18 protein-coding genes and 1 tRNA gene are annotated in these 19,467 nt (G+C 69.5%); 8 read left to right on the top strand and 11 right to left on the bottom strand.

What is annotated here, in order from left to right; translation table 11 throughout:
* The first annotated feature begins 1 nt into the window (after window position 1).
* The gene (locus tag ABS73_RS07405) at window positions 2–1,852 is read left to right on the top strand and encodes an ABC transporter ATP-binding protein (protein WP_277021179.1); all 1,851 of its coding nucleotides are present in this window, start codon (window positions 2–4) and stop codon (window positions 1,850–1,852) included.
* Here ABS73_RS07405 and ABS73_RS07400 read toward each other — a convergent pair.
* Together ABS73_RS07400 and ABS73_RS07395 are read right to left on the bottom strand one after the other, a co-directional pair.
* A complete protein-coding gene (locus ABS73_RS07400; RefSeq protein WP_277021177.1) occupies window positions 1,849–3,225 on the bottom strand; it encodes a GntP family permease in 1,377 nt (458 codons plus the stop codon). The genes ABS73_RS07405 and ABS73_RS07400 overlap by 4 nt on opposite strands.
* Window positions 3,226–3,312: 87 nt before the next feature.
* Window positions 3,313–3,389, bottom strand: a tRNA-His gene (locus tag ABS73_RS07395).
* Window positions 3,390–3,489: 100 nt separating this feature from the next.
* Here ABS73_RS07395 and ABS73_RS07390 point away from each other — a divergent pair.
* Window positions 3,490–3,705 (top strand): DUF6324 family protein, encoded by a 216-nt coding sequence (locus ABS73_RS07390; RefSeq protein ID WP_136857574.1) that lies wholly within the window; start codon window positions 3,490–3,492, stop codon window positions 3,703–3,705.
* Here ABS73_RS07390 and ABS73_RS07385 read toward each other — a convergent pair.
* Window positions 3,686–4,147, bottom strand: coding sequence for an MmcB family DNA repair protein (locus tag ABS73_RS07385; protein ID WP_277021174.1), 462 nt, complete (start codon window positions 4,145–4,147; stop codon window positions 3,686–3,688). The two genes, ABS73_RS07390 and ABS73_RS07385, sit on opposite strands and share 20 nt — an antisense overlap.
* A gap of 99 nt (window positions 4,148–4,246) precedes the next feature.
* Between ABS73_RS07385 and ABS73_RS07380 the strand changes: the two genes are divergently transcribed.
* On the top strand, window positions 4,247–4,594 hold the full coding sequence (locus ABS73_RS07380) for a RidA family protein (RefSeq protein ID WP_277021171.1): 348 nt from the start codon (window positions 4,247–4,249) through the stop codon (window positions 4,592–4,594).
* Here ABS73_RS07380 and lpxB read toward each other — a convergent pair.
* The 8 genes from lpxB to ABS73_RS07340 all read right to left on the bottom strand — a co-directional run bounded on the left by lpxB (window position 4,578) and on the right by ABS73_RS07340 (window position 14,626).
* Window positions 4,578–5,732 (bottom strand): lipid-A-disaccharide synthase, encoded by a 1,155-nt coding sequence (gene lpxB, locus ABS73_RS07375; RefSeq protein WP_277021168.1) that lies wholly within the window; start codon window positions 5,730–5,732, stop codon window positions 4,578–4,580. The two genes, ABS73_RS07380 and lpxB, sit on opposite strands and share 17 nt — an antisense overlap.
* A 64-nt stretch (window positions 5,733–5,796) precedes the next feature.
* Window positions 5,797–6,618, bottom strand: coding sequence for an LpxI family protein (locus tag ABS73_RS07370; RefSeq protein WP_277021165.1), 822 nt, complete (start codon window positions 6,616–6,618; stop codon window positions 5,797–5,799).
* A complete protein-coding gene (gene lpxA / locus ABS73_RS07365; RefSeq protein WP_277021163.1) occupies window positions 6,615–7,403 on the bottom strand; it encodes an acyl-ACP--UDP-N-acetylglucosamine O-acyltransferase in 789 nt (262 codons plus the stop codon). Before lpxA ends, ABS73_RS07370 begins: the two co-directional genes overlap by 4 nt.
* Complete coding sequence (fabZ, locus tag ABS73_RS07360; RefSeq protein WP_042244878.1) at window positions 7,396–7,872, bottom strand: 3-hydroxyacyl-ACP dehydratase FabZ; 477 nt, start codon at window positions 7,870–7,872, stop codon at window positions 7,396–7,398. Before fabZ ends, lpxA begins: the two co-directional genes overlap by 8 nt.
* Before the next feature lie 58 nt (window positions 7,873–7,930).
* The gene (locus tag ABS73_RS07355; protein ID WP_277021158.1) at window positions 7,931–10,012 is read right to left on the bottom strand and encodes a hypothetical protein; all 2,082 of its coding nucleotides are present in this window, start codon (window positions 10,010–10,012) and stop codon (window positions 7,931–7,933) included.
* Window positions 10,009–12,759, bottom strand: a complete 2,751-nt coding sequence (locus ABS73_RS07350; RefSeq protein ID WP_277021155.1) for a DUF4159 domain-containing protein — start codon at window positions 12,757–12,759, stop codon at window positions 10,009–10,011. Before ABS73_RS07350 ends, ABS73_RS07355 begins: the two co-directional genes overlap by 4 nt.
* On the bottom strand, window positions 12,759–13,622 hold the full coding sequence (locus tag ABS73_RS07345; protein ID WP_277021152.1) for a DUF58 domain-containing protein: 864 nt from the start codon (window positions 13,620–13,622) through the stop codon (window positions 12,759–12,761). The genes ABS73_RS07350 and ABS73_RS07345 overlap by 1 nt, the downstream gene beginning before the upstream one ends.
* Window positions 13,619–14,626 (bottom strand): AAA family ATPase, encoded by a 1,008-nt coding sequence (locus ABS73_RS07340; protein ID WP_136857564.1) that lies wholly within the window; start codon window positions 14,624–14,626, stop codon window positions 13,619–13,621. The genes ABS73_RS07345 and ABS73_RS07340 overlap by 4 nt, the downstream gene beginning before the upstream one ends.
* 64 nt (window positions 14,627–14,690) lie before the next feature.
* On the opposite strand from ABS73_RS07340, the gene ABS73_RS07335 reads away from it, so the two are divergent.
* The 5 genes from ABS73_RS07335 to typA all read left to right on the top strand — a co-directional run bounded on the left by ABS73_RS07335 (window position 14,691) and on the right by typA (window position 19,297).
* Complete coding sequence (locus ABS73_RS07335) at window positions 14,691–15,236, top strand: DUF1285 domain-containing protein (protein ID WP_277021148.1); 546 nt, start codon at window positions 14,691–14,693, stop codon at window positions 15,234–15,236.
* A complete protein-coding gene (locus ABS73_RS07330) occupies window positions 15,236–16,015 on the top strand; it encodes a hydroxypyruvate isomerase family protein (protein WP_277021147.1) in 780 nt (259 codons plus the stop codon). Before ABS73_RS07335 ends, ABS73_RS07330 begins: the two co-directional genes overlap by 1 nt.
* Before the next feature lie 62 nt (window positions 16,016–16,077).
* Window positions 16,078–16,212 carry a hypothetical protein gene (locus tag ABS73_RS07325; protein WP_277021144.1) on the top strand — a complete coding sequence of 45 codons (135 nt, stop codon included), beginning with the start codon at window positions 16,078–16,080 and terminating at the stop codon, window positions 16,210–16,212.
* 10 nt (window positions 16,213–16,222) lie between these two features.
* Complete coding sequence (locus ABS73_RS07320; RefSeq protein WP_277021142.1) at window positions 16,223–17,344, top strand: hypothetical protein; 1,122 nt, start codon at window positions 16,223–16,225, stop codon at window positions 17,342–17,344.
* Between the two features lie 132 nt (window positions 17,345–17,476).
* Window positions 17,477–19,297: a translational GTPase TypA gene (gene typA / locus ABS73_RS07315; protein WP_277021139.1), complete on the top strand. Its 1,821-nt coding sequence runs from the start codon at window positions 17,477–17,479 to the stop codon at window positions 19,295–19,297.
* Window positions 19,298–19,467: the final 170 nt, after the last annotated feature.

Below are 19,467 nucleotides of genomic sequence, written 5' to 3'. Positions count from 1 at the left end.
GATGCCGCCCGACGCCCCCGCCACGCCTGACTACGCGGCGCGTTGGGCGGCGCTGAAGAACATCCCCCCGTTTCTGGTCATGGTCTGGCGGGCCAGCCCCGCGCTGACCATGGCGATGATCGCGCTGCGCCTGATCCGGGCGCTGGTGCCGGTGGCGATGCTGTGGGTCGGCAAGTTGATCATCGACCAGGTCGTGGCCCTGTCGGCCTCGGGCGGCCCCGACACGCTGTCGGGCTGGTGGTCCAGCGGGCTAGCCGACCCGCTGATGGTGCTGGTCGCGGTGGAGCTGGGCCTGGCCGTAGCGCAGGACGTGCTGGGCCGTCTTGTCGCCTATGTCGATGCGCTGCTGCAGGAAAAGCTGGTGATCGACATCTCGATCCGGTTGATGGACCATGCGGCGGGTCTGGATCTGGCCTCGTTCGAGGATGCCAGCTTTCAGGACCGTCTGGACCGCGCGCGGCGCCAGACGATGGGGCGCATCCCGCTGCTGAACCAACTGATGCAGCAGATGCAGGATACCGTCACGGTCCTCAGCTTTGGCGTGGGTCTGGTGGTCTACAACCCCTGGCTGGTGGTGCTGCTGGCGCTGGCGCTGATCCCGTCCCTGATGGGAGAGATGCATTTCAACGCCCGCACCTATGCGCTGAACCACGCCCGCGCCGCCGACCGGCGCGAACGCGATTACCTGCGCATGATCGCGGCCACGGCCGAAACCGCGAAAGAGGTCAAGATATTCGGCCTAAGCCCTTGGCTGCGCGACAGATATCTGACACTGGCCCGGCGGTTCTATCTGGAGAACCGGGTGATCCAGCGGCGCCAGCTGTCGGTCATGGCGGTGCTGACGGCCCTTGGCACGCTGGCCTATTACACGGCCTTTCTGTGGATCATTGCGCGCACCCTGACGGGGCAGCTGTCCATCGGCGATCTGACCTTCCTGTCGGGCAGCTTCCTGCGCCTGCGGGGGCTGCTGGAGGGGCTGCTTGCCGGGTTCTCCAGCATGGCGGGACAGGCGATGTATCTGGACGACCTGTTCGATTTCTTCACCGCCATCCCCGCCATCGCCAGCCCCGCGCCCCCCCTGCCGGTGCCGCAGCCCATCGCGCAGGGGTTCCGGTTCGAGAATGTGGGCTTCCGCTATCCGGGCCGCGACGATTGGGCGATCCGCGGCATGACGCTGGACCTGCGCGCGGGCGAAACGGTGGCGCTGGTGGGCGAAAACGGCGCGGGCAAGACCACCATCGTCAAGCTGCTGGCGCGTCTCTATGACCCCGACGAAGGCCGCATCACGCTGGATGGGCGCGACCTGCGCGATTATGATCTGGACCAGCTGCGTGGCACGGTGGGCGTAATCTTTCAGGATTTCGTGCGCTATGCCGTGACGGCGGCAGAGAACATCGCCATCGGCCGGATCGACGCCCGCGATGACCGCCCCCGCATCGTGGCCGCCGCCGAACGCTCGCTGGCCGATCAGGTCATCGCCAAGCTGCCCAAGGGGTATGACCAGATGGTTGGCAAGCGCTTTGCCCGCGGCTTGGACCTGTCGGGCGGGGAATGGCAGAAGCTGGCCATCGCCCGCGCCTATATGCGAGACGCGCAGCTCTTGGTGCTGGACGAGCCCACCGCCGCGCTGGACGCGCGGGCGGAATATGAGGTGTTCCTGCGGTTCCGCGACCTGACGGCGGGGCGGACGGCGCTGCTGATCTCTCACCGGTTCTCATCGGTGCGGATGGCCGACCGGATCATCGTGCTGGAGGGCGGGCGCGTTCAGGACCAGGGCAGCCATGCCGAACTGGTCGCCCGGCCCGGCCGCTACAAGGAGCTGTTCGAGCTGCAGGCCCAGGGCTATCGCTAGAAGATCGTGCCCAGCACGATCACGGTGATCAGCGCCAGCAGCGGGATCGCCACGGCGACGACGAAGATGTCGGCATAGCTTTTCTTGTGGGTCAGCCCGGTGATCGCCAGCAGGGTGATGACCGCGCCGTTATGGGGCAGCGCGTCGAACCCGCCCGAGGACAGGGCCGTGACGCGGTGCATCAGCTCCATGCTGATGCCCTGGGCCTGCCCCATCGCGGCGAACTGTTCGCCAAGCGTGTTCAGCGCGATGGACATCCCCCCCGAGGCCGAGCCGGTGATGCCCGCCAGCACGTTCACCGCCACCGCCAGCGACGCGACCGGATTGCCCGGAAAGAGGCCCAGCACCACGTCCCGGATCAGCGCAAAGGCCGGCAGAGAGGCGATGACAGCGCCATATCCCACCTCGGACGCGGTGTTGAAGATCGGCAGCAGAGAGCCCATCGTCCCGGCATTCACGCTTTCGCGCAGGTCGGTGAAACGCCGCCAGTTCAGCCCGATGGCCAGCAGGATCGACACCACCAGCGATACGATGATCGCCCAGATGCCCGCCACGGCGGACAAGTCCGTCTCTCCGTATTCGGGCTGGGCCAGGTAATCTGCGGTCATGGTGGGAAAGACGAACCAGGTCAGCACCGCGTTGAGCACGATCACCGACACCACCGGCAGGACCGCCAGCGCAAAGGGCGGCAGGTCGGCATCCTCGGGCAGGGTCGCGTCGGCGGCGGTGGCAGAGTGGTCGCCATAGCCCTCGGCCCCGGCGCTGCGGGCGCGGCGGTTCAGCCACATCGTGCCGCCCGCCAGCATCATCACCCCGGCCAGCAGGCCGAACAGCGGCGCGGCAAAGACATTGGTGCCAAAGAACGGCATCGGGATCGCGTTCTGAATCGCGGGCGTGCCCGGGAACGCGGTCATTGTGAAGGTGAAGGACCCAAGCGCGATGGCCGCCGGCAGCAGACGTTTGGGGATGTCGGCGCGGCGAAACAGCGCGTTGGCGATGGGATAGACCGCGAAGGCCACCACGAACAACGACACGCCGCCATAGGTCAGCACCCCGCAGGACAGCACCACCGCCAGAACGGCGCGATCGGCGCCAAGCCGGTCCACGATCCATTCCGCAATGGCGCGCGCGGCCCCGCTGTCGGCCATGACCTTGCCAAAGATCGCGCCCAGCAGGAACAGCGGGAAATAGGTGATGACATAGCCGCCAAGCGACCCCATGAAGACCTGCGTATAGGTCGCCAGGATCGGCAGGCCCCCCGACATCGCCACTGCCAGCAGCGACAGCGCGGGCGCCAGGATCAGCACGTTGATCCCCCGATAGGCCAAGTACATCAGCAAGATCAGGGACAGGAAAATTCCCAGCAGGCCCATCGCAAGTCCTCCCATGACAGAAGGGCATGGTTTCAGGACCGTGCACGGTATGCAAGATGCTGCACTGCAGAAAATCTGAGAGGAAGGTGGTACCGCCTACCCGTCTCGAACGGGTGACCTCTAGATCCACAATCTAGCGCTCTAACCAACTGAGCTAAGGCGGCACAGGGCGGTTCTTTAGCCCCGTCGGACGCGGCATGCAAGCCCCGCTTGCCGCGAAATCGCGTCCGGGATACAGAAAGTTTCAACGCGAAAGGACAGGCCATGGGCATCAACAGCGAAAGCGACATCACCGCGAACATCCAGATCGGGCCGACCGACCTGGGCATGGTGCGGATCTATGTGCAGGGCGAGGGCGTGGACCTGCCGATGGATTTCGACCCCGAGGAGGCGACCGAGATCGCCGAGGAGCTGATGGCCGCCGCCGAGGCCGCCCGCGCCGTGGGTCAGGGCGGCAAGCCTAAGAAGCCCCGGCGATAAGCGCCTCGGGGTCGCACAGCACCTGCAGGCGCAGCGCCGCCGCGCGGGCGAAATCGCGCTGCACCTTGGTGCGGCGCGGCGCGGACAGGCGGTGTTCGGGGGCCATGCGGGTGATCTCGGCGCCGAAGGCATCGGCATGGATCAGGCCCGTATCGTCGGGCAGCAGATCGACGGGAAAATCGCCATCCACCGCCCAGAAATAGCGGTCGCACCAATCCAGATAGCCCTGCCATTTGCGGTCGGCGCGGAAATCGGCGCGGCCGCTTTTGCATTCGATCACCCACAGCTCTCCCTTGGGGCCCAGGCTGATCAGGTCCACGCGCAGGCCCCGGACGGGGCTGAATTCGGTCAGCACCGCGTGATCCAGGCTGCGCAGCAGACGGCCCGTTCCACGCGCAAGGCGCTGGCCGGGCATGGCGGGCAAGGGGGACAGGTCGGACATGGCCCCAGGATAGAACGCAACCGGAACGCCCGCAACCCGGCTTGCCGCCCCTGCCGCCCCCGTATAGCGTCCGCCCGCATATCGCCAAAGGAGAGCATCATGACCGATATCAAGCGCCTGGAAACCGGCACCCGGATGAGCCAGGCGGTCATCGCCAACGGTTTCGTCTTTCTGGCGGGCCAGGTCGGAGAGCCCGGCACCTCGATCACGGATCAGACGACCGCGATCCTGTCCCAGATCGACGCGCTGCTGGCGCAGGCGGGCACCGACAAGACGCGCATCGTCTCGGCCCAGATCTGGATGGCCGACATGGCCGAATTCGCCGAGATGAACGCCGTCTGGGATGCCTGGGTGCCCCAGGGCCACGCCCCCGCCCGCGCGACCGGCGAATCGGCGCTGGCGACCCCCGACTACAAGGTCGAGATCATCGTCACCGCGGTGCTGTGATCGCCTGAAGGACCGAGCGCGCCGCGCGAAGGCCCGGCGCCTCACCACCCTTGCCAAGACGGTCCATGGTCAGGTCCATCGCGTCCAGCTGCGCACCGCGCAGGCGCGGGTCCTCCAGCGCGTCCTGCAGCGCCAGGGCCAGGGGGCCGGGCTGGCAGCGCGACCCCAGAAACTCGGGCACGGCGCGCGTGTCGCTGACCAGATTGACCAGCGTGACCGTATCGGTGCGCAGCATCACCCCCACGATCAGACGTGACAGCGGCGCCATGTCATAGCCGATGACCATGGGGATGCGGCTGGCCGCCAGCTCCAGGCTGACGGTGCCTGACGCCGCCAGCGCCAGATCGGCTGCGGCAAAGGCCGCGCGTTTCTCATCCGGTTCCTCGATCACGATGGGGGCGGTGGGCCAGCGGCGGGTCATGTCGCGGATCAGCCCCGACACTCCCGGCACCGTGGGCAGGACCACGCGAATCTCGGGCACGCGGTCGCGCAGACGGATAAGCGCCTCGTCAAAGCGGGGGCCAAGGCGCGTGACCTCTCCGCGCCGCGATCCGGGCAGGCAAAGGACCACCGGCGCGTCGGGCGCGATACCATGCGCGTTGCGGAACAGCTGCGCCTGATCGGGGCCGGCCACATCGGCGGTGGCCACCGGATGGCCCACGAAATCGCAGGTCATGCCGGCGGCCTGCATCAGCGGTGGCTCGAAGGGCAGGATGGCCAGGACGTGGTCGATCACCTGCGCCATCTTCAGCGCCCGCCCCGGCCGCCAGGCCCAGACCGACGGCGCGACATAGTGCACCGTGCGCAGATCGGGCCGCTGCGCGCGGACCAGGCGCGCCACGCGCAGGCCGAAATCGGGGCTGTCGATGGTGATCAGAACGTCTGGGGCCTCGTCGATCACCGCCTGCGCGGTCTGGGCGATGCGGCGTTTCAGGTGGCGGTATTTCGGCAGAACCTCCCAGATGCCCATGATGGACAGCTCATCCATCGGGAACAGGCTGGTCAGGCCCAGGGGCGTCATGGCCGGGCCGCCGACGCCCAGGAACGTGGCCTCGGGGTCCAGGTGGCGCAGCCCCTCCATCAGGGCGGCGCCCAGCTGGTCGCCCGAAGCCTCGCCCGCGATCAGGAAGTAACGCATGCCGTGCCGCCTTTTCGATCTCTCGTCATGGGTAGGGGGGACGCGCGCAAAGGGCCAGCGTTTTTCAGCCCTGGGCGACCTCGGACGCGTCGACCGCCCAGAGGAACAGCCCGGCTGCCTGCGCGCGCCGCACCATCTCGGCCCGGTCCAGCAGGATCACCTGCCCCGCCGCCCAGGCCAGCCCCGCCAGACCGGCCGCCGCCGCCTGATCGACGCTGTCGGGGCCAAGCGTCGGCAGGTCGATGCGCAGGTCCTGACCCGGCTTGGGCGCCTTGAACAACACGCCCCGCGCGCCCTTGGGGTTGGGGCGCAAATCGGCATGGCGGGCCGCGAATTTCAGCATGGCGGCTGTGCCGGGCAGCGTCTCCAGCGCCAGGCACAGGCCCTGCGCCACCACCGCGCCCTGCCCCAGATCCAGGAGCCCGGTCTGCGCCAGGATCTGCGCGGCGCGACGAATGTCGCGGCGGTCGGCATCACTGGGCTGGCCGGTCAGAACTCCCGCAGCGGGAATAAGGTCAGGCGCGATTTCGCTTATGGAACAAATAGTAAGGTCGTTTTCCTCGAAGATGTCGAGGACAGTTCTCAGGGCCGCGTCGTCCCCCGACTGCATCGCCATCAAGATCCGGGGCACCAGCTGCGCGGTGCGCGGATCGAATGCCTCGGGGTCCAGGCGCGGGCGGCGGATCGCCCCGGCAAAGACCACGCGGGACACGCCCCGGTCGTGCAGATCGTCCAGGAACGGGACCAGCCGCTCCAACCGGAACGGGGTCGCGGACAGCCCTCCGGGGGCGAACCCCTCCAGCGCGTAGATCAGCGGGTCGTCCAGGCAGGCGGCGACGGCGGGGGCCAGCAGGCCCTGTCCCGCGATAAGGGCGATGCGGCTCATTCCGGGCGCGGCGCCAGAAAGCTGCGGTCGGAGGGGCCCAGGATAAAGTCCAGCACGTCGCGCTCCATCCCCGTCACCTGCGCCTCGGCACGGCCGCGCGCGGTATCGCGGAACGATCCGGTGCCCAGATCAGCCAGCAGCGCGCGCAGCGCCGCGATATCGGCGCGGGTCGCACCGCGCCGCTTGAGGCCCACCAGGTTCAGCCCGTCCAGATGCCCGCGCGGGCCCTGCACCAGGCCATAGGGGATCACGTCGGCGGTCACCATCGTCACCGCGCCGATCATCGCACCCCGCCCGATGCGCACCCATTGGTGCACACCCGACAGACCGCCCACGATCACGTCATCCTCCAGCACGCAATGGCCGGCGATGGCCACGCTGTTGGCCAGGATCACCCGGTCGCCGATGCGGCAGTCGTGGCCGACATGGCTGGAGGCCATGAACAGCCCGTCATCGCCCACAGTGGTGACGCTGCCGCCGCCGGCGGTGCCGGGGTTCATCGTCACGTATTCACGGATGCGGTTGCGGGCGCCGATCTCCAGGCGGACATCTTCGCCCTTGAACTTCAGGTCCTGGGGGACCTCTCCGATGCTGGCGAAGGGAAAGATCACCGTCCCCTCGCCCACCGAGGTGTCGCCGGTGACGACGACATGGGATTTCAGCTCCACCCCGTCCGCCAGCCGGACCTTGGGTCCGACCACGCAGAACGGGCCGATCGTGACGCCCGCGCCGATTTCGGCGCCGGGCTCGATCACGGCCGAAGGGTGGATCAGGGCATCAGCCATCCTTGCGGGCCATCATCGCGGTGTATTCCGCCGATGCGCACAGCTGGCCGTCGACCATGGCCTTGCCCTCGAACTTCCAGATCTTGCCGCCGCCGCGGATCGCGCGGCAATGCAGCTCAAGGACGTCGCCGGGCACGACCATGCGGCGGAACTTGCAGTTGTCGATGCCCATGAAATAGGTCTGCATTTCCTCGTCGATGACGTTCATGCTGATGCCCACCACGACGGCGGCAGTCTGGGCCATCGCCTCGATGATGGTCACGCCGGGCATGATCGGGTGGTTGGGGAAATGGCCCTGGAAATGCGGCTCGTTGGCGGTGACGTTCTTGATGCCGACGGCGCCTTCGAACGGCACGATGTCGCGCACCTTGTCGATGAACAGGAAGGGATAGCGGTGGGGGATGATCCGCTTGATCAGCGACAGGTCAGCCTCGGTATAGGGGGCGGGATTGCGCGTGTCGTCAGCCATTTGCGTTCCTTGAGACGGTTTCGTCGGGGTTACCAACCGGGGCGTCGGATGGCAAGCGTCAGGCCGCGCGGCGGCGGCCCTCGGCCAGCCAGCCGGTCAGGATCAGACCCGCCACCAGCGCCAGCCAGACCCATGCGGGCAGCAGGGGCCGCCGCTCCAGTCCGGTCACGGTGGCCGCGTCGCGGGGCGTGACGCCGATCCACGGGCCGCCCAGGCCGCTGCCGCTGGCGGCCCGGCCCGCGCGGACCTGGCGCAGGTCGGGGATGCCGTCGGACAGGCGCTGGACGCTGCCGCCGCTGGCCTCGATCAGCGGGGCCAGCAGTGGGGCGTCGGCCACCGTCTCCTCGAATTCGCGGGGCGCCGCGGGGCCAAGCGCCAGGACGCGGCGCATGTCGCCATCGGCCAGCCGATACAGCCCCGGCTCTGGCGCGGTCCAGTCGGCCACGAACCGCCCCGGCCCGTCGGGCACCAGCGGCACGGGCGTGACCGACCCGTCGGGCGCGGTGACCTGCAGCGGGCCGGCGGCGTCCTGCATCGTGCGGCGGGTGAAGGTCACCGCCAGCCCGTCGCGGATATCGGCCAGCAGGGCCTCCTCCTCCAGCTCCGGCTCTTTCATGGACCAATGGGCGATGCGGCGCAGCAGCTCCAGCTGCGGTCCGCCGCCCTCGAAGCCGCGCCCCCAGAGCCAGACCTGATCGGAGGTCAGCAGCGCCACGCGCCCCTCGCCCACGCGGTCCAGCACCAGAAGCGGCGCGTCCTCGGCCCCGGTCATCGCGACCTGCGCGTCGCCGGTGGGCGTTACCTGCGACATGCGCAGCCAGCGTCCCCAATCCGGGGCGTCCGGGTCCGGCCCGCCCAGGCCCGCGGTGACCGGGTGGCGGCGGCCCTCATCGGTCAGGCGGGGCAGGAACGCCTCCTCGATCACGCGGCCGGTGGGGCGCGCGGGCAGGATGCGGCCCAGGGGCGACAGGTGCAGGCTCTCGACCGAGGCCATCTCGGGCCCGGCGGACACCAGGATCGCGCCGCCCTCCTCCACGTATCGGGCGATGTTCATGTAATATTCGGGCGGCAGGATGCCCCGCACGCTGTAGCGGTCAAAGATGATCAGGTCGAAATCGTCGATCCGCTCCAGGAACAGCTCTCGCGTGGGAAAGGCGATCAGCGACAGCTCGCTGACCGGGACGCCGTCGAATTTGTCGGGCGGGCGCAGGATGGTGAAATGGATCAGATCGACCGCCGCATCCGATTTCAGAAGGTTGCGCCAGGTCCGTTCCCCCGCATGCGGCTCTCCGGAGACCAGCAGCACGCGCAGGCGGTCGCGCACGCCATTGATGCTGACGGCGGCGGCGTTGTTGCGGTCGGTCAGCTCTCCGGGCGCGGTGTCCAGGGCGATCTGCACGACATTCTGGCCCGCATGACCCAGGATCACCGGCAGGGTCAGGCTGGTGTTCATCGGCACGGCAAAGGTCTGTTCGTCCTCGCCATCGACGGACAGGCGCAGGGCCACGCTGCCGGTGCGGCTGGCCTCCGGGACGGTGCCCTGATCCTCGACGCGCAGGCGGATGGTGACCTCCTGGTCGATCAGGCCGAAGGCGGGGGCCTCCTCGATCACCAGACGGCGGTCCCAGTCATCGGGCTGGCCGGTCAGCAGCACATGCAGCGGCGCGGGCAGGCCCTGCGGCAGCTGGGGCGCGTCATGCAGCCGCCCGTCGGTAACCGCAATCACCCCGGCCAGCCGCGCCTCGGGCTCGGCCGCGATGGCGCGTGAAAGGGCGGTGGCCAGCGCGGTGCCGTCCTCTCCGTCGCCCAGGGTCACGCGGCGCAGATCGGTCCCCGGCAGGGCCGCGATCTGGGACGACAGATCGGCCACGGCCTGATCGACCTGCGCGGGACGGCCCGGCAATTGCTGGCTGGAGGAGCGGTCGTCCAGCAGCACCACGATATCGGACAGCGCCGCGCGTGTGCCGCGTTCCAGCGCAGGCCCCGCCAGCGCCGCGCAGGCGGCCAGCGCCGCCAGCCCCCGCCACGCCCAGCCCTGCAGCCCGCGCCACAGCGCAAAGCCCGCGACCAGCGCGGCCAGCCCCGCCAGCACCGCGATGGCCCACCAGGGCAGGGCCGGGTCGAAACGGATCTGCGTCATGGGGCCAACCTCTCTTCGGTCGCCAGGCGGTCCAGCAGGGCGGGCACATGCACCTGGTCGGATTTGTAGTTCCCGGTCAGCACATACATGATCAGGTTCACGCCAAAGCGGACGGCCATCTCGCGCTGGCGGTCCCCCTCCCAGCCCTGGCCGATGGGATAGGCGGCATAGCCGTTTTCGTCCAGCGCCCAGGCTTCGGACCAGCTGTTGCCGCCGATGACGACCGGGCTGACCCCGTCATTCAGCTGGCGAAAGGGGACACCCGCCTCGGCCTGGGCGGTGGTGGTGGGGGCCTCGAGCCAGACCGGGTTGCCCTGCCAGCGGCCCGGGAAATCCTCCAGCAGATAGAAGGTGCGGGTCAGGACGTGATCGTCGGGCACCGGGGCCAGCGGCGGGATGTCCAGGGGGGCCGCCAGACGGCGCAGCGCCTGCGACATGTCCGGCCCGCCCACGCCCGCGATATCGCCGTCGCGCGTGTCGAAGAGGATCATCCCCCCCGACCGCAGGAACGCGTTCAGCCGCAGATAGGCGCGCGGACCGGGCGCGGGTTGCGCCTCGGTGATCGGCCAGTACAGAAAGGTCAGCAGCGACAGGTCATCGCGGTCCAGATCGACGCCGATGGGCGCCCCCGGCTCGACCGAGGTGCGGCTGCGCAGGGCCTGCGACAGGCCCGCCAGCCCCTGTTCCGATGCTGTGTCGATGCGCGCATCGCCCGTCACGACATAGGCCAGCGCCACCTCGGATGCCGCCTGCATCAGCTGCGGGTCCAGCTCCTGCGCCTGCGCCCGGGGGCCGGGCAGTAGCGTCAGCGCCATCAGCGCCGCCGCCGCCGCGCCGCGAACCCTGCCCCGCCCCAGCCAGGCCGAGCCCACCGCATCCAGCCCCATCAGCAGCACCGCCGCCGCCAGCAGCGCGCCGCGCAGATCGCGGCCGGGGGTCGTGCTTGTGGCCTCGACCGTGGCACCGGGCCAATCGGCCAGCACGAAGGGCCCGCCCGCGTTCAGCGCCTGCCGCCTCTCGCCCGCGGCATAGATCCCGGCGGGGCGGTCGGGGCCGGGGCCCTGCTCCAGATCGGCGGCGGGCACGGGGGACAGGCCCTGCGCCTCAGACGGGCGGCCAAAGCCGTCCAGCACGATCTCGGGCGTCCAGAAGGGCTGGGCACGGTCCTGAGGCGCGGCATCGGTGGGCGACAGGCGGGCGGTGGCGACCAGCCGCTCCATCATCTGCAGGAACAGGCCCGACAGCGGCAGGCTGGACCATTCCGCATTGGCGGTCACATGGATCAGCACAACCTGCCCCTGGCCCAGCCTGTCGCGGGTCACCAGCGGCGTGTTGTCCGACAGCGCCGCCAGCGTCTTGCCCGCCAGATCGGGGGCGGGCTGGGCCATAAGCTGGGCGCGCACGGTCACGTCGTCGGGGATGGCCAGCCCGGCAAAGGGCCCGTCCTCGGGGAAGGGCGCCAGTCCGCGCGGGTCGCCCCAGGACAGCGCACCGCCGATGTCGCGCCCGCCCTGGCGCAGCGCCACGGGCAGCAGCGGCTCATCGGACAGGCGGTCATATCCGGCCATGCGCGGCCCGGCAAAGCGGATCAGCAGGCCCCCCTGACCCACCCAATCGGTCAGCTCGGCCGTCTCGGCCAGCTGGACCTGATCGGCCAGCACGATCACGTCGGGCGCGGTGTCCAGCACATCGCCAAGCGTGCCCTCGACCAGATCGGTCGTGGGGGCCAGGGCCTGGCGCAGGTAATGGGTCTGGGCCAGCAGCTGCTGCCCCTCGGCCAGCGGATCGCCGACCAGGGCCACCTTGCGGCGGCGCACCCGGTCATCGGCCAGGACGACGGCGCCGGCATGGGTCTCAGCCTCGATCTGAAAGCGGGTGATGCGGTTGCGCAATTCGGGCGGCAGGTCAATGGCCACGGGGCGCAGACGCAGCCCGTTGCGGGTCACGGCATCGCCGGGCGTCAGGCTGGCCAGCGCGCGTTCGATGCCCTGCGGGTCGGGGCCGATGGCCTGCACCGCAGGCGCCGCGTCATCGGTCGCGTGCAGCGTCAGCGACGGCGTCTCGCCCCCAGCCAGCGTCAGCGTACGCAGAGGCCGCGCTGGCGGTACCACGGTCACCGGGCCACGATCATTCAGCGCGGCCAGCCAGGACGCGCGGTTCGCATGACCGGTCCCGTCCGTCAGCCACAGCGTGGACAGCGAACCCTGCGGCGCATCCGCCAGTGCGGCAGTGGGATCACCGGGCAGGCGCGTGGACCAGGGCTGCGGCTGCGCGCCGCGCAGGGCCGACAGCCAGGCATCGCCGGGGCGGAAGGTCAGCGCCCCCTGCCCGTCACGGCCATCGGCCATCAGCAGCGCAGCGGGGCGCCCGGCGGCGGCGGCCTGGGTCAGCGCGACCTCGGCCCGGCTCTGGCGGGCGGCCCAATCGGGGGCGGCGGCAAAGCCCGCATCCATCACCACCAGCAGCGGGCCGTCGGCGGGGGCCTGCACCGCCGGGCGCCAGACCGGCCCGGCAAAGGCCAGGATCAGCGCCGCGACCGCCGCCAGCCGGATCAGCAGCAGCCACCAGGGCGTGCGCGTGGCGACCGGCGCGCGGTCGGCCAGTCCCGCCAACAGCGCGACCCCCGGAAAGACGATGCGCCGCGGCGCGGGCGGCATCGCCCGCAGGATCACCCACAGCACCGGCAGCGCGATCAGCGCCGCCAGCAGCCAGGGCGCCGCGAACCCCAAAGGTCCCAGGACCAACATCAGCGCGCCCCCTGCCCCAGGGCCTGCCACGCCCAGCTGAGCGCCTGCGCCGGGTCCGTATCGGTCAGGTGCGTGCCAAAGCCCCAGCCCGCCCGCTGCGCCTGCTCAGAGAGCCAGGCCTGCCGTTCGGCCAGCCGCGCCAGATAGGCCGCGCGCAGCCCGCCCGCATCGCGGCTGTCATGGCGCAGGCTGCCCGAGCGGAACTCGACCGCGCCGTCATAGGGGAAATGCGCCTCGTCCGGGTCCAGGATCTGGATCATCAGCCCGGTGCCCCCCAGCCCCGCCGCCTGTGCCAGCAGCGCCGCGACCCAGGCCGGATCGGTCAGAAAATCGCTGAGGATCACCACCCGCAGGTTCGGGCGCAGCGCAGGCGCGGGTGCGTCCCCCGCATCCGGCGCGGGCATCGCCAGCGCCTCGGCCAGGCGGTCGGCCTGGATGCGGCCGGCGCGGGCGGGTTGGCCCAGAAGGCCGACCTTTTCGCCCCCGCGCAGCATCAGCATGCCCAAAGCCAGCGCCAGGACTTGACCGCGCGCGGCCTTGGTCGGGCGGTCAGGCCCGCCGGTGAAATCCATCCCCGCGCCCCGCGACAGCCAGATCGCGGCAGACTGCGCTGTCTGCGCCTCGCGGTCGCGCACGAATTGCGTGTCCGACCGGCCCGATCGGCGCCAGTCGATGTTGCGGGCCCCGTCGCCCACGCCTGCCGGGCGGTACTGCCAGAAATCCTCTCCCGGACCGGCGCGGCGCAACCCGTGCGCGCCGGGCGCGACCAGCGCCGCCAGCCGTTCCGCCGACAGGATCAGGCCGGGCAGATGCCCCGCGGCGGCTTCGGCCCGTGCGCGCAGATCGGAGGGCGTGACGCTCATGCGGCGCGACGCGTCCCGATGCGGTCGTCCAGCAGGCGGGCGATCACGGCATCGACCGTCTCTCCGCGGGCGCGGGCGGCAAAGGACAGCGCCATCCGGTGGCGCAGCACCGGCGCGGCCATCGCCGCCACATCGTCCAGCGTCGGCGCATAGCGCCCGTTCAGCACGGCGCGCGCGCGAGTGACCAGCATCAGCGCCTGCGCGGCGCGCGGCCCCGGCCCCCAGGTCAGCGCGTCGGTGACGTAAGGCGCAGCCTCGGGCGCGCCGGGGCGGGCGGCGCGGACCAGGTCCAGGATCGTCTCGACCACGGCCTCTCCGACCGGCATCTGGCGGATCAGGCGCTGTGCCGCGATCAGCTGGTCGGGGGTAAAGGCCGCGTGCGGCGTGTCATCTTCAAGGCCCGTCGTGGCCATCAGGATCTGGCGTTCGGTGTCGCGGTCCGGGTAATCGACGTCGATCTGCAGCAGGAACCGGTCCAATTGCGCCTCGGGCAGCGGATAGGTGCCCTCCTGCTCGATCGGGTTCTGGGTGGCCAGGACGTGGAAGGGGCGGCCCAGGGGGCGGTGCTGGCCGCTGATGGTGACCTCTCGCTCCTGCATGGCCTGCAGCAGGGCGGATTGGGTGCGGGGGCTGGCGCGGTTGATCTCATCCGCCATCAGCAGCTGGGTAAAGACCGGCCCCTCGATAAAGCGGAACGCCCGGCTGCCATCGGGCAGCGCGTCCAGCACCTCGGAGCCCAGGATATCGGCGGGCATCAGGTCGGGGGTGAACTGGATGCGGGCGCTGTCCAGGCCCAGCACGGTCGACAGCGTGTCGACCAGCATCGTCTTGCCCAAGCCCGGCTGGCCGATCAGCAGGGCATGCCCGCCGGCCAGGATGGCGGCCAGAACCTGTTCGACGACATCGTGCTGGCCCACGAAGCGGCGCTCGGTGCTGGCGCGGGCATCCGACAGGCGGGCGGCCAGGGCCTGAACCTCTTGCACCAGAATTTCGTCCGACGTCATGACATTGCCCCCGCGCTGGTTTAAGGGCAACCATAGGCAGTCCAACCAGAGGCGACCAGATCGAATGGCGGAAAACGGTGACAAAAGCGTGAGCCCCGAAGGTCTGGCCCAGGCCGCGGCCATTGCCGCCAAGGGCGGACCAGCCCCGGTCCATCTGTGGAACCCGCCCTATTGCGGAGAGATGGACCTGGTGATCCGCGCCGACGGGACCTGGGTCCATGACGGCACGCCCATCGGGCGCCCGGCGCTGGTCCGCCTGTTCGCGGGCATCCTGAAGCGCGAGGGGGACCGGTTCTTCCTGGTCTCTCCGGTGGAAAAGATCGGCATCCGGGTCGAGGACGCGCCCTTTCTGGCGACCGATGCCGATATCGCGCCCGATGCCATCACGTTCACCACGACGGTGGGTGACCGGGTGACGGCGGGGCCGGATCATGCGATCACGGTGCGCGGCACGGCCGATGCGCCGCGCCCCTATGTCCACATCCGCCGTGGGCTGGAGGCGCTGATCGACCGCAAGACCTTCTACCGGCTGGCCGCGGCCGCCGAAATCGGGCCGGATGGCCGGGCGGGTATCCGTTCGGGCGGGCAGGTCTTTGCGCTGGAGCCGTGATGCCGCGATTTGCTGCCAACCTGACCACGCTGTTCACCGAAATACCGATGCTGGACCGCTTTGCCGCCGCTGCCGAGGCGGGCTTCGAGGGGGTCGAGATCCTGTTTCCCTATGACATCGCCGCCCCCGAGCTGTATCGCGCCTCGGTCGCGTCGGGGATGGAGATCGTGCTGATCAATGCACCGCCCCCGAACTGGGCGGGGGGCCCGCGCGGTTTCGCCGCCGTGCCGGGCCTGGAGGACCGCTTTCGCCGCGATTTCGAACGCAGCCTGCGCGTGGCGCAGGTGCTGCGCGCGCGCCACATCCACATCATGGCCGGACGCGCCGAGGGCGCTGAGGCGCAGGCGACCTTTGTCGCGAACCTGGCATGGGCCACCGAACGCGCGCCCCATGCCAGCCTGACGATCGAGCCGATCAACCGCACCGAGGTGCCGGGCTATTTCCTGGCCGATTACGATCTGGCCATCGACATCATCGACCGGATCGCCGCGCCCAATCTGGGGCTGCAACTGGACACCTATCACGCGCAGGCGATCACCGGCGACATGCTGGCCTGCTGGCGCAAGGTGGCGCCGCTGGTGCGCCACATCCAGATCGCGGGCAGCCCCGGTCGGCACGAGCCTGATCACGGTGATCTGGACCACCCGGCCCTGTTCGAGGCGCTGGACGACTGGGGCTATCGCGGCTGGGTTTCGGCTGAATATGCACCGGCCCGAACCACGCAGGGCGGCCTTGGCTGGCTGGCCCGCGCGCGGGCGACCGCCACCCGTCCTGCCTGAACGGCCCGAAATTTTCCAGCCGCCAAGGGAACTTGGGCGCGCATTGGCCCGTTTGCTGGCAGATGCGTCACCTCGCCGCGACAAACGCGGTGACGGACGTCCAAAGCAAAGGGAAAATTGCCATGAACTCGATCATCTACATCGTCGGCCTGATCGTCGTCGTCCTGTTCGTCCTGTCGTTCCTCGGCCTGCGCTGAGCCCACGGGGATGAACGAACCCCTCGAAACAGCCGGTTCAGCCCCCCGCGGGCATGTGGACTGGGCCTCGATCCTGGCCGGAGCCGCGATTGCGGCGGGCGCCTCGGTCGTGTTCACCGGCTTTACCGCAGCCATCGGGCTGGGGTCGGTTTCGGCGGAACCCGGTCAGGGTCTGGGCACCTTCGCCCTGATCCTGACCGGGTTGTTCGCCTTTGTGTCGATGGTCGCGGTGTATGGTCTGGGCGGCTATGTGGCGGGGCGCATGCGTCGTCGCGGCATGGCCTCCGAGGACGAGACCGAGGCCCGTGACGGCGTCCATGGCCTTACCGTGTGGGCCATCGGCATGATCCTGACCGGCATCCTGGCGGCGGGCGCGCTGTCCTCCGGCGTGCGTGCGGCGGGTAACGCGGCCAGCACCGCGGTCGAGGCGACCGGCGCGGCTGTCGGCGGCGCCCTGCAGGGCACCGGCCAGCTGGCCGGCGGCATCGTCGGCGGCGCAGGTCAGCTGGCGGGCGGCGCGATCAGCGGCGTGGGCCAACTGGCTGGCGGTGCGATCACCGGCGCGGGCAAGGCTGCGGGTGGCGACATGGGCGGCAATCCGCTGGACTATGTCACCGACCGTCTGCTGCGCAGCGAGGCTGCGGCCCCGCAGCAATTCTCGGACGAGGCGATCCGCAGCGAGGTCCTGGGCATCTTGGGCACCGTGCTGCGCACCGGCGAGGTCCCCGAGGATGACCTGGACTATCTGCGTGCCGCATTGGCTGCGCGGACGGAGCTGACCCCGGCTCAGATCGACACCCGTGTCGAGCAGGCCGTGACCCAGGCCCAGGAGCTGCGCGCCGAGGCCGAGGCCCGTCTGGAAGAGGCCCGTGCCCAGGCCGATGAAGCCCTGGCCACCGCCGAACAGCGCGCCCAGGAGCTGCAGGCCGAGGCCGAGCTGCGCCTGCAGGAGGCGCAGGACGCCGCCATCGACGCCGCGGAATCGGCTCGTCGTGCCGCCGTCTGGTCGGCCCTGTTCCTGGCGGTGTCGTCGCTGGTGGCCGGTCTGGCCGCATGGCTGGGCGCCATCCGGGGCGGCACCGACCGCGACGCAGGCCGCGTCTGGTCCGGTCTGACCCGCCGCCGCGCCTGACCCGCGCGACGTGACGGAACCATGACAGCGGGGGCCCCCGGCAGCAATGCCGGGGGCCCTTCGCAATTGCAGGCTGGCTTTCTTGGGCCTGATCGGCTAGGGCAACCGCGAAACCTAAAGATTAAGGCCGTCATGGATATCCGCAATATCGCCATCATCGCCCACGTCGACCACGGCAAGACCACCCTGGTGGATCAGCTGCTGCGTCAGTCGGGGTCGTTCCGCGACAATCAGGCCGTCGCCGAACGGGCAATGGACAGCAACGACATCGAACGCGAACGGGGCATCACCATTCTGGCGAAAGCCACCTCGGTCGAGTGGAAGGGCACGCGCATCAACATCGTCGACACGCCCGGTCACGCCGATTTCGGCGGCGAGGTCGAGCGCATCCTGTCGATGGTCGACGGCGTCTGCCTGCTGGTCGACGCGGCCGAAGGCCCGATGCCGCAAACCAAGTTCGTCACCTCCAAGGCACTGGCCCTGGGCCTGCGCCCCATCGTCGTGCTGAACAAGGTCGACAAGCCCGCCGCCGAACCCGACGAGACGCTGAACGACGTGTTCGACCTGTTCGCCAACCTGGGCGCCAGCGACGAGCAGCTGGACTTTCCGCATGTCTATGCCTCGGGCATCGGCGGATGGGCCGACGCGACGCTGGATGGCGAGCGCAAGAACATGGACGCGCTGTTCGACCTGATCCTCAAGCACGTCCAGCCGCCCAAGCAGATCAACCGCAACAACGAGCCGTTCCAGATGCTGGCGACCACCCTGGGCGCCGACGCTTTCCTGGGCCGCTTGCTGACCGGTCGCGTCGAGGCCGGCACCGCCCGCGCCGGCGACACGCTCAAGGCGATGACCCGCGACGGTGAGCGGATCGAGCAGTTCCGCATCAGCAAGATCATGGCCTTCCGCGGTCTGACCCAGACCCCGATCGAGATGGCCGAGGCCGGCGACATCGTGACCATCGCGGGCATGGCCAAGGCCACCGTGGCCGACACGCTGTGCCATCCCGACGTGATGGAGGCCCTGCCCTCGCAGCCGATCGATCCGCCGACCATCAGCGTGACCTTTGGCATCAATGACAGCCCGCTGGCGGGTCAGGAAGGCAAGAAGGTCCAGTCGCGCGTGATCCGCGAGCGCCTGATGAAGGAAGCCGAGATCAACGTCGCGATCAAGGTCGAGGACACGCCGGGCGGCGACGCCTTTGTCGTGTCGGGCCGGGGCGAATTGCAGATGGGCGTTCTGATCGAGAACATGCGCCGCGAGGGCTTCGAGCTGTCGATCAGCCGTCCGCGCGTGATCTACAAGGAAGAGAACGGCCAGCGTCTGGAGCCGATCGAAGAGGTCATCATCGACGTCGACGACGAATATACCGGCGTGGTCATCGAAAAGCTGACCGGAGAGCGCAAGGGCGAGTTGGTCGACATGCGCCCCGCCGGTGTCGGCAAGACGCGCATTCTGGCCCATGTGCCGTCGCGCGGCCTGATCGGCTATCAGGGCGAGTTCATGACCGACACGCGCGGCAACGGCGTGCTGAACCGCATCTTCCACGGATGGGCGCCGCACAAGGGCGCCATCCAGGGCCGCCGTCAGGGGGTCCTGATCAGCATGGAGAACGGCGTGTCCGTGTCCTATGCCCTGTGGAAGCTGGAGGATCGCGGCAAGTTCTTCATCGGCGCGCAGGAGCAGCTGTACCAAGGCATGATCATCGGCGAGCACAGCCGGGACAACGACCTGGAGGTGAACCCGCTCAAGGGCAAGCAGCTGACCAACGTTCGCGCCTCGGGCACGGACGAGGCCGTCCGCCTGACGCCCCCCGTCCGCCAGTCGCTGGAAGAGGCCATCGCCTATATCAACGACGACGAACTGGTCGAGGTCACGCCCAAGAACATCCGCCTGCGCAAGCGTCACCTGGATCCGCACGAGCGCAAGCGCGCCTCCCGCGCCGAAGCCTAAGGCCGAATCGCCAAGACGGAAGGTCCGTCCACCCTTTTCTGGGTGGGCGGACCTGTCTTTTTTGGCATGTCGCCTAAAGCGTTTCTGCAAAAACCGGAATCATGGGATTCCCAAAGGGGTCTGCTTGTGATTCATCCTCCCAGAAAGGATGAATCATGTCAGCACCTTTA

It is taken from the genome of Paracoccus sp. SCN 68-21, assembly GCF_001724535.1.
Classification (GTDB): domain Bacteria; phylum Pseudomonadota; class Alphaproteobacteria; order Rhodobacterales; family Rhodobacteraceae; genus Paracoccus; species Paracoccus hibiscisoli.
This window is presented reverse-complemented; position numbering and strand designations above follow the sequence as displayed.